This window comes from Variovorax guangxiensis (assembly GCF_003952165.1).
GTDB lineage: Bacteria > Pseudomonadota > Gammaproteobacteria > Burkholderiales > Burkholderiaceae_C > Variovorax > Variovorax guangxiensis.
Window position 1 is genome coordinate 430158 of record NZ_RXFT01000002.1, and the last position, 14038, is coordinate 444195.

At 69.3% G+C, this 14038-nt stretch carries 15 protein-coding genes; 7 read left to right on the forward strand and 8 right to left on the reverse strand.

Translation table 11 applies throughout. The annotated features are described in order from the left end of the window. Nucleotides 1-113 precede the first annotated feature (113 nt). From ltnD to EJP67_RS07585, 7 genes are read left to right on the forward strand one after another with little or no spacing between them, the layout of a single operon-like run. Complete coding sequence (gene ltnD / locus EJP67_RS07555) at nucleotides 114-1058, forward strand: L-threonate dehydrogenase (RefSeq protein WP_126021081.1); 945 nt, start codon at nucleotides 114-116, stop codon at nucleotides 1056-1058. 20 nt (nucleotides 1059-1078) lie between these two features. Continuing rightward, nucleotides 1079-2095, forward strand: a complete 1017-nt coding sequence (denD, locus tag EJP67_RS07560; protein WP_126021082.1) for a D-erythronate dehydrogenase — start codon at nucleotides 1079-1081, stop codon at nucleotides 2093-2095. A gap of 5 nt (nucleotides 2096-2100) precedes the next feature. Further along, nucleotides 2101-3372, forward strand: coding sequence for a 3-oxo-tetronate kinase (otnK, locus tag EJP67_RS07565; protein ID WP_126021083.1), 1272 nt, complete (start codon nucleotides 2101-2103; stop codon nucleotides 3370-3372). A gap of 8 nt (nucleotides 3373-3380) precedes the next feature. Next, nucleotides 3381-4049 (forward strand): class II aldolase/adducin family protein, encoded by a 669-nt coding sequence (locus EJP67_RS07570; protein WP_126021084.1) that lies wholly within the window; start codon nucleotides 3381-3383, stop codon nucleotides 4047-4049. A 12-nt stretch (nucleotides 4050-4061) separates the two neighbouring features. Continuing rightward, a complete protein-coding gene (gene otnI, locus EJP67_RS07575; protein ID WP_126021085.1) occupies nucleotides 4062-4883 on the forward strand; it encodes a 2-oxo-tetronate isomerase in 822 nt (273 codons plus the stop codon). After that, nucleotides 4880-6076 carry an amidohydrolase family protein gene (locus tag EJP67_RS07580; protein WP_126021086.1) on the forward strand — a complete coding sequence of 399 codons (1197 nt, stop codon included), beginning with the start codon at nucleotides 4880-4882 and terminating at the stop codon, nucleotides 6074-6076. Before otnI ends, EJP67_RS07580 begins: the two co-directional genes overlap by 4 nt. Continuing rightward, nucleotides 6073-6558 (forward strand): RidA family protein, encoded by a 486-nt coding sequence (locus tag EJP67_RS07585; protein WP_126021087.1) that lies wholly within the window; start codon nucleotides 6073-6075, stop codon nucleotides 6556-6558. The genes EJP67_RS07580 and EJP67_RS07585 overlap by 4 nt, the downstream gene beginning before the upstream one ends. On the opposite strand, the gene EJP67_RS07590 is transcribed toward EJP67_RS07585, so the two are convergent. The 8 genes from EJP67_RS07590 to EJP67_RS07625 all read right to left on the reverse strand — a co-directional run bounded on the left by EJP67_RS07590 (nucleotide 6551) and on the right by EJP67_RS07625 (nucleotide 13924). After that, on the reverse strand, nucleotides 6551-7216 hold the full coding sequence (locus EJP67_RS07590) for a TetR family transcriptional regulator C-terminal domain-containing protein (RefSeq protein WP_126021088.1): 666 nt from the start codon (nucleotides 7214-7216) through the stop codon (nucleotides 6551-6553). The two genes, EJP67_RS07585 and EJP67_RS07590, sit on opposite strands and share 8 nt — an antisense overlap. Continuing rightward, nucleotides 7213-8181: a PDR/VanB family oxidoreductase gene (locus EJP67_RS07595; protein ID WP_126021089.1), complete on the reverse strand. Its 969-nt coding sequence runs from the start codon at nucleotides 8179-8181 to the stop codon at nucleotides 7213-7215. Before EJP67_RS07595 ends, EJP67_RS07590 begins: the two co-directional genes overlap by 4 nt. Before the next feature lie 31 nt (nucleotides 8182-8212). Further along, on the reverse strand, nucleotides 8213-8803 hold the full coding sequence (locus EJP67_RS07600; protein ID WP_126021090.1) for an NAD(P)H-dependent oxidoreductase: 591 nt from the start codon (nucleotides 8801-8803) through the stop codon (nucleotides 8213-8215). A gap of 156 nt (nucleotides 8804-8959) precedes the next feature. After that, complete coding sequence (locus tag EJP67_RS07605; protein WP_126021091.1) at nucleotides 8960-9988, reverse strand: ABC transporter substrate-binding protein; 1029 nt, start codon at nucleotides 9986-9988, stop codon at nucleotides 8960-8962. Between the two features lie 59 nt (nucleotides 9989-10047). After that, the gene (locus EJP67_RS07610) at nucleotides 10048-11433 is read right to left on the reverse strand and encodes an FAD-binding oxidoreductase (RefSeq protein ID WP_126021092.1); all 1386 of its coding nucleotides are present in this window, start codon (nucleotides 11431-11433) and stop codon (nucleotides 10048-10050) included. Next, nucleotides 11423-12313 (reverse strand): ABC transporter permease, encoded by an 891-nt coding sequence (locus EJP67_RS07615; protein WP_184639415.1) that lies wholly within the window; start codon nucleotides 12311-12313, stop codon nucleotides 11423-11425. Before EJP67_RS07615 ends, EJP67_RS07610 begins: the two co-directional genes overlap by 11 nt. Continuing rightward, a complete protein-coding gene (locus EJP67_RS07620; RefSeq protein WP_126021093.1) occupies nucleotides 12291-13106 on the reverse strand; it encodes an ABC transporter ATP-binding protein in 816 nt (271 codons plus the stop codon). The genes EJP67_RS07615 and EJP67_RS07620 overlap by 23 nt, the downstream gene beginning before the upstream one ends. Then, nucleotides 13103-13924: a creatininase family protein gene (locus EJP67_RS07625; RefSeq protein ID WP_126021094.1), complete on the reverse strand. Its 822-nt coding sequence runs from the start codon at nucleotides 13922-13924 to the stop codon at nucleotides 13103-13105. Before EJP67_RS07625 ends, EJP67_RS07620 begins: the two co-directional genes overlap by 4 nt. Nucleotides 13925-14038: the final 114 nt, after the last annotated feature.

Here is a 14038-nt window from a genome sequence, read left to right on the forward strand (position 1 = left end):
CCCCCTCGCCGGGGGGCAACACCTGCGGCCCGGCAAAGCCGGTTCCGCGGTGTTTCCCGAACGGGGCGCGTCGCACCGGGTGCCCGGCCTTGCAACTGAACGGAAGCAACGCAATGAACCAAGAAAAGACCCCTTCCACCATCTCCGCTGCCACCCCCGTCGTCGGCCTCGTGGGCCTGGGCGCCATGGGCGCCGGCATGGCGCAGTCGCTGCGCCGCGCGGGCCATGCGCCGCATGTGTTCGACGTGCGCCGCGAGGCCGCCGAAGCCTTCGCGCGCGAAGGCGGCACGGCCTGCGCCACGCTGGCCGAGCTCGGCGCGCAATGCGACATCGTGGTCAGCGTGGTGGTGAACGCCGCGCAGACCGAGTCGGTGCTGTTCGGCGACGGCACCACGCCCGGCTGCGCCGCGTCGATGAAGCCCGGCAGCGTCTTCGTGATGTGCTCCACCGTCGATCCGAACTGGTCGGTGGCGCTGGAGGCGCGCCTGGAGAAGCTGGGCATCCTCTACATCGACGCGCCGATCTCCGGCGGCGCCGCCAAGGCCGCGAGCGGCCAGATGACGATGATGACCGCCGCCAGGCCCGCCGCGTACGAGAAGGCCGGGGCGGTGCTCGACGCCATGGCCGCCAAGGTCTACCGGCTGGGCGACAAGGCGGGCGCGGGCAGCAAGGTGAAGATCATCAACCAGCTGCTGGCCGGCGTGCACATCGCGGTGGCGGCCGAGGCCATGGCGCTGGGCCTGCGCGAGGGCGTCGACCCGGCGGCGCTGTACGAGGTCATCACCCACAGCGCGGGCAACAGCTGGATGTTCGAGAACCGCATGGCGCACGTGCTCGCGGGCGACTACACGCCGCTGTCGGCCGTGGACATCTTCGTGAAGGACCTGGGCCTGGTGCTCGACGTGGCGCGCGCGAGCAAGTTTCCGCTGCCGCTGTCGTCCACCGCGCACCAGATGTTCATGCAGGCCTCGACGGCGGGCTACGCTCGCGAGGACGACAGCGCGGTAATCAAGATCTTCCCCGGCATCGAGGTGCCGGGTCCGAAGAAAGAAGACTGAAAGAAAGAAGAGACACGCACATGAACATCCTCATCACCGGCGGCTGCGGCTTCCTGGGCGCCCGCCTCGCACGCACGCTGCTCGCGGGCGGCAGCCTCGCGCTGGCCGGATCGGCCGCGCAGCCCGTCTCGCGCATCACCCTGGCCGACCGCGTGCCGCCGCCCGCCGACCTGGCTTCCGACGCGCGCGTGCAGTTCGTGCAGGGCGACCTGCTGGAGCAGCTCGCGAACGGCGCGCTGCCCATCGCCGACACGCAGCTCGTGTTCCACCTCGCCGCCGCCGTGAGCGGCGAGTGCGAGGCCGACTTCGACCTCGGCATGCGCAGCAATCTCGACGCCACGCGCGGCCTGCTCGAAGCCGCGCGCCGCGCGGGCCACTCGCCGGTGTTCGTGTTCTCCAGCTCGGTCGCGGTGTTCGGCGATTCGCCCGAGCAGCGCCTGCCCGCGGTGATCGAAGACACCACGCTGCCGACGCCGCAGAACAGCTACGGCATCCAGAAGTTCATCGGCGAGCAGCTGGTGGCCGACTTCACGCGCAAGGGCTTCGTGCAGGGCCGCAACGTGCGGCTGATGACGGTATCGGTGCGCCCCGGCCGGCCCAACGGCGCGGCCTCCAGCTTCCTGAGCGGCATGCTGCGCGAGCCGCTGGCCGGCGAGCGTGCGCGCTGCCCGGTGTCGCCCGACACGCCCGTCGCGCTGGCCTCGCCCGGCAACACCGTCGCCGGCATCGTGCGCGCGGCCACCGCCAGCGCCGCCGAGTGGGGTGCTCGCACCGCCATCAACCTGCCCGCGCTGACCACCACCGTGCGCGAGATGGCGCAGGCGCTCGAACGCATCGCCGGCAAGGAAGCCACCGGCCTGATCGACTGGGAGCCCGATGCCGCCATCGCGAAGATCGTCACCAGCTGGCCCAGCCGCATCCACGCCGCGCGCGCCGAGGCGCTGGGCCTGAAGGCCGACGCGAGCTTCGACGCGATCCTGCGCGACTACGTGCGCGAGAACGCGCAGGCCGTGAAACTGCCCATCGCGAAGGACTGAACGCCATGTCCAAGCTCGTGCTCGGCTGCATCGCCGACGATTTCACCGGTGCCACCGACCTCGCCAACAACCTCGTGCGCGCCGGCATGCGCGTGGTGCAGGCCATCGGGGTGCCGAAAGGCCCGCTGGATGCCGACGTGGATGCTGTGGTGGTCGCCCTCAAGTCGCGCACCATCGCGCCGGCCGAGGCCATCGTGCAGTCGCTCGATGCATTGCGCTGGCTGCAGTCGCAGGGTGCGAAGCAGATCTACTTCAAGTACTGCTCCACCTTCGACAGCACGCCCAAAGGCAACATCGGCCCCGTGACCGAGGCGCTGATGGACGCGGTGGGATGTGACTTCACCATCGCCACGCCCGCCTTCCCCGACAACAAGCGCACGGTGTTCAAGGGCTACCTGTTCGCGGGCGACGTGCTGCTCAACGAGAGCGGCATGCAGAACCACCCGCTCACGCCCATGACCGACCCGAACCTCGTGCGCGTGCTGCAGGCGCAGTGCAAGCGCAAGGTGGGGCTGGTCGACTACGCGGTGGTCGCGCGCGGCGCCGTCGCCATCGGGGAGCGCATCGCGCAGCTCAAGGCCGAGGGTGTTTCGATCGCCATCGTCGACGCGGTCTCGAACGACGACCTGCTGCGCATGGGCCCGGCGCTCGCGAAGATGCCGCTGGTCACCGCGGGCTCGGGCGTGGCGATCGGCCTGCCGGCCAACTTCGGCCTTGCGCCCTCGTCGCAGGCCAGCGCATTGCCCAAGGCGGGCGGCAAGTCGGCGGTGGTCTCGGGCAGTTGCTCGCTTGCCACCAACCGGCAGGTGCTCGACTTCATCCAGCGCGGCGGCGCGGCGCTGGCCATCGATCCGCTGCGCATCGCGGCGGGCGTGGACGTAGCGGCCGAAGCACTGGCCTGGGCCACGCCGCTGATCGACAAGGGCCCGGTGCTCGTCTACTCCACCGCCGAGGCCGGCGCCGTGAAGTCGGTGCAGGGCCGGCTCGGCGTGGAAGAGGCCGGCGCGATGGTCGAGCGCACCATCGCCGCCATCGCGCGCGGGCTGGTCGAGAGGGGCGTGCACCGGCTGGTGGTGGCCGGCGGCGAGACTTCGGGTGCCTGCGTGCAGGCGCTGGGCATCGCGCAGATGCAGATCGGCCCGCAGATCGACCCCGGCGTACCGTGGTGCCATGCGCGTTCCGAAGCCGCGCCGGAGGCCGGCGTGCACATCGCGCTGAAGTCCGGCAACTTCGGCAGCGACGATTTCTTCACCAAGGCATTTACAGTGCTCGGATGACCGAGAGCATGAACGAGAACGAAGCCCGCGAGGAAATCTGCCGCGTCGGCCGCAGCCTGTTCGAGCGCGGCTACGTGCACGCCACGGCCGGCAACATCAGCGTGCGGCTGGACGACGGCGGCTTCCTCATCACGCCCACCGATGCCTGCCTCGGCTTCCTCGATCCGGCGCGGCTCGCGCGGCTCGACGCGCAGGGCCGGCAGACCGGCGGCGACCGCGCCAGCAAGACCATCGCGCTGCACACGCGCATCTATGCCGCCGCGCGCAGCTTCGATGCGAACACCGCCTGCGTGATCCACACCCACAGCACGCACTGCGTGGCGCTCACGCTGCAGTCGCCCGGCGACGAACTGCTGCCCGCGCTCACGCCCTATTTCGTGATGAAGGTGGGCCATGTGCCGGTCATCCCGTATCACCGCCCGGGCGCGCCCGAAGCAGCCGAACAGGTGGCCCAGGCCATCGGGCGCTTCGGCGCGGCCGGCACGCCGATCCGCGCCGTGATGCTCACGCGCCTGGGTCCCAACGTGTGGCACGACACACCGGGTGCCGCCATGGCCGTGCTCGAGGAACTCGAGGAAACCGCCAGGCTCCAGCAGCTCGCGCAGGCCGCAAGGCCCCAGCCGCTGGATGCCCGACAGATCGATGAACTGCGCCGCACTTTCGGCGCGCGCTGGTAGTAAAAACACCCCATGCCCCAATTCGCAGCCAACCTCTCGATGCTCTACCCGGAGCTCGCCTTCCTCGACCGCTTCGACGCCGCCGCGAAGGACGGCTTCAAGGCCGTGGAGTACCTCTTCCCCTACGACTTCGCCAAGGAAGAAATCGTCGCCCGGCTGAAGCACAATGGCCTGCAGCAGGTGCTGTTCAACGGGCCGCCGGGCGACTGGAACGGCGGCGAGCGCGGCCTGGCCTGCCTGCCGGGGCGCGAGGCCGAGTTCCGCGAAGGCATCGCCAAGGCCATCGACTACGCTGTGGCGCTCGACTGCCCGCGCATCCACGTCATGGCAGGCCTCGTGCCCGCAGGCCAGCAGCGCGATGCGCTGCAGCCGGTGTACGTCGACAACCTGCGCTGGGCCGCCGCCGAGGCCGCCAAGGCGGGCCGCGACGTGCTGATCGAGCCGATCAACACGCGCGACATCCCGGGCTTCTTCATCAACCGGCAGGACCATGCGCACGAGATCGTCGAGACCGTGGGCGCGCCCAACCTCAAGGTGCAGATGGACCTGTACCACTGCCAGATCGTCGAGGGCGACGTGGCGATGAAGATCCGCAAGTACCTGCCGACCGGCCGCGTCGGCCACATCCAGATCGCCGGCGTGCCCGACCGCAACGAGCCCGACATCGGCGAGCAGAACTACCCGTACCTCTTCGACGTGCTCGACGAGGTGTCGGCGCAGTGCGGCTGGCAGGGCTGGGTCGGCTGCGAGTACCGGCCGAAGCGCGGCACGGAGCCCGGCGGCACCTCGGCCGGGCTGGGCTGGCTGCGCGAGTGGCGGCAGCGGCACGCATGAAGCTCGAAGCGCTGCGCATTCCGGCGCCGCTGCGTGGCTTCGCGGCGGGCGAGGCGCAGCTGTTCGACGTCACCATCGAGGGCGACAAGGTCGCCTCCATCACGCCCAGTGCGCAGCAGCAAGCCAAGGGCACGCTGCTGAGCGCACTGGTCGAGGCGCATGCGCACATCGACAAGAACTACACCGTGCAGGACGTGGGCGCCGCGCAGGGCAACCTGTTCGTCGCCATCGAGCGCATGAACCGCCACCGCGAGAGCTGGACCGGCGAGTCGCTGCGCCTGCGCATGGAGCGCGCGCTGCACGACGCCTGGCTGTCGGGCACGCGCGCGCTGCGCACGCACCTCGACTGGGTGCAGCCCGAGCCGCCGGCCGCGCTGGCGGTGTTCGAGGCGCTGCGCGAGGAATGGCGCGGGCGCATCGAGCTGCAGTTCGTCTCGCTCACGCCGCTGGACCTGTTCGCCGACATGGCGGCGGGCGAGCGCATCGCGCGCGAGGTGAGGCGCGCGGGGGGCGTGCTCGGCGCCTTCGTCTATCGCAACGAGGGCATCGTCCACAAGCTGGGCCGCGTGTTCGACCTCGCGCAGCAGCACGGACTGGCGCTGGACTTCCACGTCGACGAAGGCCTGGACGTCGAGGCCACCGGCCTGCGCAGCATCGCCCAGCTGGTGCGTGCGCGCGACTTCAGGCAGGGCGTTGTCTGCGGTCATGCCTGCTCGCTCTCGGTGCAGGAAGACGCCGTGGCCGCCGAAACGCTGGCGCTGTGCGCGGGCGCGGGCATCCACATCGTCGCGCTGCCCACCACCAACCTCTACCTGCAGGGCGCGTGGGACCGCACGCCGGTGCAGCGCGGCATCACGCGCATCCGCGAGGCGGCGGCACGGGGCTTGCGTGCGAGCCTGGCGACCGACAACGTGCAGGACGCCTTCTATCCCTACGGCAGCTACGACCTGCTGGAGACCTTCGGCCTCGGCGTGCAGGCGGCGCATCTTGCGCCGGCCGACGACTGGCTCGACACCATCACCGTGAGCCCCGCGAAGGCGCTGGGGCTCGCGTGGGACGGACGCATCGCGCCGGGCTGCCCGGCCGACCTGCTGGTGCTGTCGGCCACCGGGGAACACGAACTGATCGGCCCGCGCGGACGGCAACGCACCGTCATCCGCGCCGGCCAGCCACTGGAGAGCAACGAACGATGAGCATGGGCAAGCCGATGGCCAACTACGCGGCCGCCAAGCGCGTGGGCGATTTCGTCTTCATGAGCGGCGTGGTCGCCGTCGACCCGGCCACGCGCCGCGCGGTCGCCGGCTACGACGCCATTCCCGAAGAGGCGCGCACCGCGCTGCAGAGCGTGGGCTACGCCACCGGCCAGATGTCGGTGGACGTGTTCGAGGCGCCCATCGTCGCGCAGAGCTGGTTCGTGCTGGAGCGCATCCGCCAGATCGCGGCCGAGCACGGCGGCACGATGGAAGACGTGGTGAAGCTGGTGCAGTACTTCCGCCACCTGCCGCACTACGCCTTCTACAACCGCGTGCGCGGCCTGTTCTATCCGGGCGAGCCGCCGGTGAGCACGGTGGTGGAGGTGTCGCGCTTCCTGCCGGGCGACGAGGTGCTGGTGGAAGTCGAGGCGACGATGTACCTGCCCCGGACCTCCTTCTCGTCGTCTTCCTCGTCTACCTGACGCCCGCGCCCTTGAGCAGGAACTCGGTCACCTGCTCGATCAGGTAGCGCCGGTCCTTGTCCTCACCCTGCTGGGCGGTGTCGCGGAAGTAGGCGGCCTGCGTCGCGTGGTCGGCGTAGAACTGGGTCACGGCCCAGATGTGGAACAGCACCAGCATCGGGTCGGCCTCGTCCATCAGGCCCTGGCTCATCCAGTTGCGGATCACGGCGGCGGCCTGCTCGGTGCGCTGTTTGCTCGTCTCCATCATGTCGTTGATGACGGGCGCGCCGCGCAGCATCTCGGCGGTGAAGATGCGCGAGCGCAGCGGATGCTCGAACGAGAACATCATCTTGCGGCGGATCAGGTCGCCCAGCACCTTGCGCGGGCCGAAGGCCTCGTCGCTGAAGCCGAACACCACGATCCAGTCGTTGAGGATGTCCTGCAGCACCTGGCGGTACAGCGCCTCCTTGCTGTCGATGTAGTAGTGCAGCTGCGCCTTCGAGAGTCCCGCCTTGTCGGCGATGGCCTGGGTCGACGCGCCGGCCAGCCCCTCGCTCGCGAACACCTCGATGGCGGCCTGGTTGATGAGGCCGAGCACCTGCGTGTACTTGCGCGAGCGGCCGCGCGTGGCGGGGGCTTCGCTTTCGCTCTCTTCCGTGATCGCGGCGCGTGCGTTCACAGCTGCAGTTCCAGTTCCAGCCCCTTGGCGCGCGAGCAGCACAGCGCCACCTTGTGGCGGCGCTCGCTGCCCGTGAGGCAGAAGTCGCGGTGCTCGGCGCCCTCGCCGTCGCCCTCGACCACGCAGGTGCCGCACAGCCCCTGCTGGCACGACACCGGAATGTCGATGCCGACCTCGTGCAGCGCGTCGACGGCGGTCTGGTCGGCCGCCACCGGCACCGTGATGCCGCGCCGCGCGAGCTTCAGCGTGAAGGGCAGGCCGGTGACGGCGCCCGCGTCGGCTGGCGCGGCGAAGTACTCGGCGTGCAGCGCATCCTCGGGCCAGTGCGCGGCGGCGTCGCGCACCGCCTGCATGAAGCCGCCGGGGCCGCACACGTACAGGTGCGTGCCGGGCGCGCGCTCGGCCAGCAGCGAGCGCAGGTCGATGCGCTGCGAAGAGGCATCGCCCTGGTCCAGGTGCAGCCGCAGGTGCGGCGCCAGCGCCGGCGCGCGCAGCGCATCGGCAAAGGCCAGGTGCTCCTCGCTGCGCGCGAACACGCAAAGCGTGAAGGCGGCGCCGCGCGCGGCCAGCGCCTGCGCCATCGCCAGCAGCGGCGTCATGCCGATGCCGCCGGCCAGCAGCAGGTGGTGAGCGGCCTCCTCGCGCAGCGGGAAGGTGTTGCGCGGCGCGCTGATCGGCAGCAGGTCGCCCTCGCGCACGCGCTCGTGCATCGAGGCCGAGCCGCCGCGGCTCGCGAGCTCGCGCTTCACGCCGATCACGTAGCGCCCCGCGCCGGCGGCCGATGGCGCGCGCGCCAGCGAGTACTGGCGCGAGAAGCCGCCCGGCATGTGCACGTCGATGTGCGCGCCGGCCTCGTAGGAAGGCAGCGGCCGGCCCCACGGGTGGGCCAGTTCGAAGGCCAGGATTTCCGGCGTCTGGCGCGAGATGCGTTCGACGCGGACGGTGAGCGTGCGTTCGAGGCTCATGGATGTGTCTCCCTGCGGTCGTTTCTGCCGCCTAGATGCTGCCCAGCTTGCGCGAGACGCGTTCGATGAAATGGGTGCGGTCGCTCGCGGTGACGGCGTTCATGTCGTGCAGCTGCAGCCACGTCACCTTGCAGCGCCACGCGAACAGCGCGCGCAGCGCCCGCGTGAAGAGCCGCCTGCCCGGGTCGCCGATGACCATCACGAACCAGCGCGGCGAGCCGCCGGTGGTCACCACCGTGAGCCGCCTGATGTGCCGCATGCCCGACCTTGCGAGCTGTCCCTTGCGTTGCGCGGGCAGGAAAGCCACGCCCGGCAGCCACACCCGTTCGAGCCAGCCCTTGAGCATCGACGGCGGCCCGTGGAACCAGGTGGGAAACACGAACACCAGGTGCTCGGCCCACAGCAGTGCTTCGACGTGGGGTTTCACACGTTCGCGTATCAGGTCGGGGTTGTCGAGGTAGGCGATGCGCTCTTCGCATGTCAGCGTGGGGTCGAAGCCCTCGGCGTACAGGTCGATGGCCTTGACGGGATGTCGCGGCTGGAGCGCCTCGAGGGCGGTGCGGTAGAGCGCGTGGTTGAAGCTGTCAGGATTCGGATGGCAATGGACGACGAGCGTTTTCATGGTTGAGGGCCGGTTCGCCCGGCGGTTGTTGGCCGCCGGCGAGACGGGGTCAGAGCCCAGGGGGTGAAAGGCCGCGCGGTGCCTTATGGCAACCCAGGCGCCGGCATCTGACCCCGGCGCAAGCCCCGCGCGACCCGCGGGAAAAAACCGGTGTGCCTACTTGCCCGTGAGCTTCTTGCGCACGTCGATGCCGACGCCCTTGTTCACGAACTGCGTGGTGACCACCTTCGACAGGTCGACCTCGCCGGGCTTGTACAGGCCGGCCTTGACCATCTTGTCGTAGAAGTCCTTCACGCGGGCCTCGTCCATCGCGCCGATGCCCTTGGTGAGCGACTCGCCGCTGTCGACGATGCCCATCTTCTTCATCAGCTCGATGGAGCCCTGCGAGGAGGCCACGGGCGAGTCGGGGTTGATCCTGGCGATCATCTCGTTGGCGGCCTTGTTGTCGCCGTAGAGGTAGTTGTTCCAGCCGATGATCGATGCCTCGATGAACTTGCGCACCGTCTCGGGCTTGGTCTTCACCAGGTCGGCGCGCGTCTCGATGGTGGTGGAGTAGGTCGAGAAGCCGTTGTCGGCCAGCAGCTGCACCACCGGGTCGAAACCGGCCTGCGCCTTGATAGACAGCGGTTCCGAGATGGCGTAGCCCTGTTGAATGGACTTCTTGTCGGCCAGGAAGGGGCCCACGTTGAAGGTGTAGGGCTTGAGCTGCGAGTCCTTGAAGCCGTGCTCCGACTTCATCCACTGCCAGAAGCTGAACTGGCCGTCCTTGCCGATGAAGGCCACCGGCGCCTTGGTCATGTCCTTGAAGGTGTCGAAGCCCTGGCCGGGGTGCGCGAACATGGCCTGCGGGTCTTTCTGGAAGAAGGCCGCAACCACCACGGTGGGCACGCCGTTCTTCACGTTGTCGAAGGACTGCAGCAGGTTGCCGGTCATCAGGAAGTCGACCTTGCCGGCCGGCAGCATCGGCCGGTTGTTGACCATCGGGCCGCCCTGCTGGATGTCGACGTCGAGGCCGTACTTCTTGTAGGTGCCGTCCACCAGCGCCTGGTAGAAGCCGCCGTGGCCGGCCTGCGCCTTCCAGTTGGTGGCGAACACCACTTTTTCCTGCGCCTGCGCGGCGAAGGCGGCGCCCGCGAGGGCGAGGCCGAGAACGAGCGGACGGAGGGCGAAGGCGGGAATGCGCATGGGAACGTGCTCCTGTGGAGGTTTCGTTGAAAAGTACGGGATGCGGAGACTAAGGCTTTTCAGCGCCCGACGGCCATGTCGGCACGCCATCCGCGTGTTTTTCCGGGGTTCATCAGGCCCATGGGGTCGCTGCGCTTCTTGAACTCGATCTGCTGCGTGTCGATGGTCTTCATGCCGCCGTCCTCGATGGTGACGACGTGCGGGTTGAAGATCACGCAGCCGCCCTGCGACTCGATCTCGCGGATCACCTCGTACTGGTGCGCCTCGCCCTTCCAGCGCACCAGCAGGATGCCGAAGGTGCCGCACTCGCCGTTGGCGCGCGCGAAGTCCTGGTGCTGCAGCACGTCGTCGCCGAAGATTTGAAGGTGCCGCTCGACCACCGACGGATCGAAGGGCTGCGCGTAGGCCACCTGCAGGTAGGTCCAGCCGCGGTCGGCCTTCAGCGCCTGCAGCGTGGTGTGGTTGAAGGCGCACTCGTAGGCCGGCGGCAGTCCTTCGGCGAGCAGCTCGGCCTCGGTGCCAGCCACCGAGATGGTGCCGCCCTGCGCCGCGGCGAGCGCGCGGAAGTCGGCCATCGACTCGGGCGAGACCATCGCGAACACCGCGTGCCGGTCGGCGGGGAAGCGGTCGCGCATGGCGGTGTAGTAGGGCGAGAAGCGCGCCTCCACCGTCGAGAGCAGGAAGATGTCGAGCGAGGGCGCCTGCGCGGCGATGCCGAAGTCGAGCGCGCCGCGGTAGCTTTCGAAGAGCACCGTGCAGTGCACCCAGTCGACGGCCGGGCTCAGCGCCACTTCCACGTCGAGGATCACGCCGTTGGTGCCGTAGGCATGGTGCACCTGCTGGATCTCGTCGCCGTGCAGCTCGATGACGCGCGGCTCGCGCTCCACCGTCATCACGCGCGCGCGCAGCAGGTTGCCGGGGTCGCGCAGGATGCCGTGGCGGAACGAGCCGATGCCGCCGAAGCCGCCCGCGATGAAGCCGCCGATGGAGGCCACGTGCCAGGTCGAGGGCCACATGCGCAGCGCCTGCCCGGTCTCGCGCGCGGCGAGGTCGATGTCGTGCATGCGCGCGCCGGCCTCCACGCGGATGCTGCCGGGCTGGATGTCGAGCACGCGGCACATCTGCGTCACGTCGAGCACGATGCCGCCTTCCAGCGGCACGCACTGGCCGTAGTTGCCGGTGCCGCCCGCGCGCACGGTGAGCGGCAGCTTCCACTTCGCGGCCACGCCCGCGGCCTGGCGCACGTCGTCCTCGGTGCCGACCTTCACCACCAGGTCGGCCACGCAGCCCGCGAGCTGCGCGGTGAGGATGGGGCTGTACCAGTAGAAGTCCTTCGACAGCTGCTTGCGCTGGCCCGGCGCGGTGATCACGTTGAGGCCGCGCAGGTCCGCGCGCACGGCGTCCCAGTCGACTGCCGGCGCAGGGGTGGGCGTCCTAGCGTTCACGGCGCATCTCGCTTTCGTGCCAGTGGCCCAACACCAGGCGCGACAGTGCCGCGAACACGATGAAGATCACGATGCCCAGCAGGGACACCAGCAGCAGCGCCGCGAACATCATCGGGATCTCGGTGCGGAAGCTCGATTCGAGGATGCGCGAGGCCAGCCCCGTCTCCTTGCCCGCCGTGCCGGCGGTGAACTCGGCCACCACCGCGCCGATCAGGCTCAGCCCGCCCGCGATCTTCAGGCCCGCCATGAAGTAGGGCAGCGCGCTCGGCGCGAGCAGGTAGCGGAAGGTCTGCCAGGGCGAGGCCTTGTAGAGCTGGAACAGGTCGCGCAGGTTGCTGTCGGCGCTCTTCAGGCCGATGACCGTGTTCGACAAGATCGGGAAGAAGGCCACGATCCATGCGCACAGCAAGAGCGCGGCCGTGGTGCTCGACACGTAGATCAGGATCAGCGGCGCGATCGCGATGATCGGCGTCACCTGCAGGATCACCGCGATGGGGAACAGGCCGATCTCCACCCACTTGAACAGCGCGAAGGCAATGGCCAGCAGCACGCCGCCCACGATGGCCGCGACCAGCGCCAGCAGCGTGAGCTTGACGGTGAACCACAGCGCGCTGGAGAGCGACTCCCAGTTGTCGAACAGCGTGCGGATGATGAGCGAGGGCGCGGGCAGGATGTAGTGCGGGATGTTGTTGGCGCGAACCGTCCATTCCCACGCCAGCAGCAGCAGCGCGACGATGGCCGCGGGCACCACGATGCGCAGCATCGACTCGCGCCGGCGCAGCCGGTCCTCGTGCGCGCGCAGCGCGGCCTCGGAAGGCGCGGCGTCCGCTTCGGAAGCGGGTACGGCGACGGCGGGCTCAGTGATCGATGTCGACGCCATGCAGGGCTCCATGCAGGGATTGCGACACGGCGGTGCAGTGCGCGTTGTAACGGCTGGATGTGCGGAAGTCTTCGCCGCGCGGATAGGGCTCGTCGATGCGGATCTCGTCGATCACGCGGCCGGGCCGCGCGGCCATCACCACGATGCGGTTCGAGAGATACACCGACTCGTACACGCTGTGCGTGACGAACACCACCGAGAAGCGGTGCTCGCGCCAGATGGCCAGCAGGTCGTTGTTGAGCTTGATGCGCGTCATCTCGTCGAGCGCGGCGAAGGGCTCGTCCATCAGCAGGAGGCGCGGGTGCGTGACCAGCGCGCGCGCGATCGACACGCGCATCTTCATGCCGCCGGAAAGCTCGCGCGGATACACGTCGGCGAAGCGCGAGAGGCCAACCATCTCCAGCGCCTGCTTCACCACCGGCGCGGCGGCGTCTCGGCTGGTGCCGGCGAGCTTCAGCGGCAGCCAGACGTTGTCGAACACCTTGGCCCAGGGCATGAGCGTGGGCTCCTGGAACACGAAGCCCAGGTCGCGGTCGGTCTTGCCGCCCTTCGTTGTGCCGGCGGCGGCGCCGCTCCAGTGCATATCGCCCGAACTCAGGCGCGTGAGCCCCGCGATGAGGCGCAGCGCCGTGCTCTTGCCGCAGCCCGAGGGGCCGAGGAAGCTGATGAAGTCGTGCTCGCCGATGTCCAGCGACATGCCCTGCAGCGCGAGCGTGCCGTTGGCGAAACGCTTGCTGACGTTGCGCAGGCCGACCAGCGGCGTGCCGGCGGCGGTGGTGGCGTCGGCGCTCATTTCCAGGCGGGCTGGTTGGCCAGGCGCGAGAGCGGGAAGCGGTCGACCTCCTGCAGCAGCTCGACGAAGCGGCGGCCCACGTGGTCGAGCACGGCGGCGCCCTTCTCGGCGGTGGCGCGCGTTGCGTCGCCGGCGGCGCCCGCGGGGTTGATGTCGTGCATCTGCCAGCCGAGCTTGCCGCTGGGCGTGATCGAGAGAAACTTGTTCTCCTCGGCCAGCCGCTCGGTCATGGAACTGAAGTTCTGGAACTGGTCTTTGCGCACGTAGTCGGGCGTGAGGTGCAGCATCACCGAGCTTTCGAGGTCGCCGGCATGGATGCCGTGCCTGCCTTCATGCGCCGTGAACAGGCCCTCGGGCAGGCCCAGCGTGTACCAGTTGGCGGCCACGACCATCATGTCGTGCTCCTCGCGCAGGTCGCGCGCGACGATGTCCATCACGCTCATCTGGCCGCCGTGGCTGTTGTAGAGCACCAGCTTGCGCACGCCGGCCTTCGCGACACAGGCGCCGATGTCCTTCCACATCGAGATCAGCGTGTTCGCCGACACGGTGAGCGTGCCGGGGTAGCGCGAGTGCTCGTTGCTCTTGCCGTAGGGCACGGTGGGCAGGAACAGCACCGGCAGGTCGGCGGGCAGGTGCGGCAGCGTGGCGCGCACCATGCCGTCGATGGTGGCGGTGTCGGTCGACATCGGCAGATGTGGGCCGTGCTGCTCGGTGGCGCCCACCGGCAGCACGGCGATGAGCCGTTCGCGGTCGAGGCGGGAGAACTCTTCGCTGGTCAGGTCGGACCAGAAGCGGCTGCGCAGGGGCGGCGGATTCATCGTGGGTGTACCTCGTGCCGCCGGGCGTGGCGGTGGCTTAAATTATCCATACGGTCAAAAAAGGAGGGCTATCGGTGGATACCCGGCAAATTTCGCCATGCAAGCGTCGTGCCA

What these genes read in the sequence shown, in the direction of transcription:
- EJP67_RS07585 (WP_126021087.1), top strand. Translation starts at nt 6,073, where the DNA reads ATGAGCATGGGCAAGCCGATGGCCAACTACGCGGCCGCCAAGCGCGTG.
- otnK (WP_126021083.1), top strand. Translation starts at nt 2,101, where the DNA reads ATGTCCAAGCTCGTGCTCGGCTGCATCGCCGACGATTTCACCGGTGCC.
- EJP67_RS07570 (WP_126021084.1), top strand. Translation starts at nt 3,381, where the DNA reads ATGAACGAGAACGAAGCCCGCGAGGAAATCTGCCGCGTCGGCCGCAGC.
- EJP67_RS07605 (WP_126021091.1), bottom strand. Translation starts at nt 9,988, where the DNA reads ATGCGCATTCCCGCCTTCGCCCTCCGTCCGCTCGTTCTCGGCCTCGCC.
- EJP67_RS07600 (WP_126021090.1), bottom strand. Translation starts at nt 8,803, where the DNA reads ATGAAAACGCTCGTCGTCCATTGCCATCCGAATCCTGACAGCTTCAAC.
- otnI (WP_126021085.1), top strand. Translation starts at nt 4,062, where the DNA reads ATGCCCCAATTCGCAGCCAACCTCTCGATGCTCTACCCGGAGCTCGCC.
- EJP67_RS07580 (WP_126021086.1), top strand. Translation starts at nt 4,880, where the DNA reads ATGAAGCTCGAAGCGCTGCGCATTCCGGCGCCGCTGCGTGGCTTCGCG.
- EJP67_RS07620 (WP_126021093.1), bottom strand. Translation starts at nt 13,106, where the DNA reads ATGAGCGCCGACGCCACCACCGCCGCCGGCACGCCGCTGGTCGGCCTG.
- ltnD (WP_126021081.1), top strand. Translation starts at nt 114, where the DNA reads ATGAACCAAGAAAAGACCCCTTCCACCATCTCCGCTGCCACCCCCGTC.
- EJP67_RS07595 (WP_126021089.1), bottom strand. Translation starts at nt 8,181, where the DNA reads ATGAGCCTCGAACGCACGCTCACCGTCCGCGTCGAACGCATCTCGCGC.
- denD (WP_126021082.1), top strand. Translation starts at nt 1,079, where the DNA reads ATGAACATCCTCATCACCGGCGGCTGCGGCTTCCTGGGCGCCCGCCTC.
- EJP67_RS07615 (WP_184639415.1), bottom strand. Translation starts at nt 12,313, where the DNA reads ATGGCGTCGACATCGATCACTGAGCCCGCCGTCGCCGTACCCGCTTCC.
- EJP67_RS07625 (WP_126021094.1), bottom strand. Translation starts at nt 13,924, where the DNA reads ATGAATCCGCCGCCCCTGCGCAGCCGCTTCTGGTCCGACCTGACCAGC.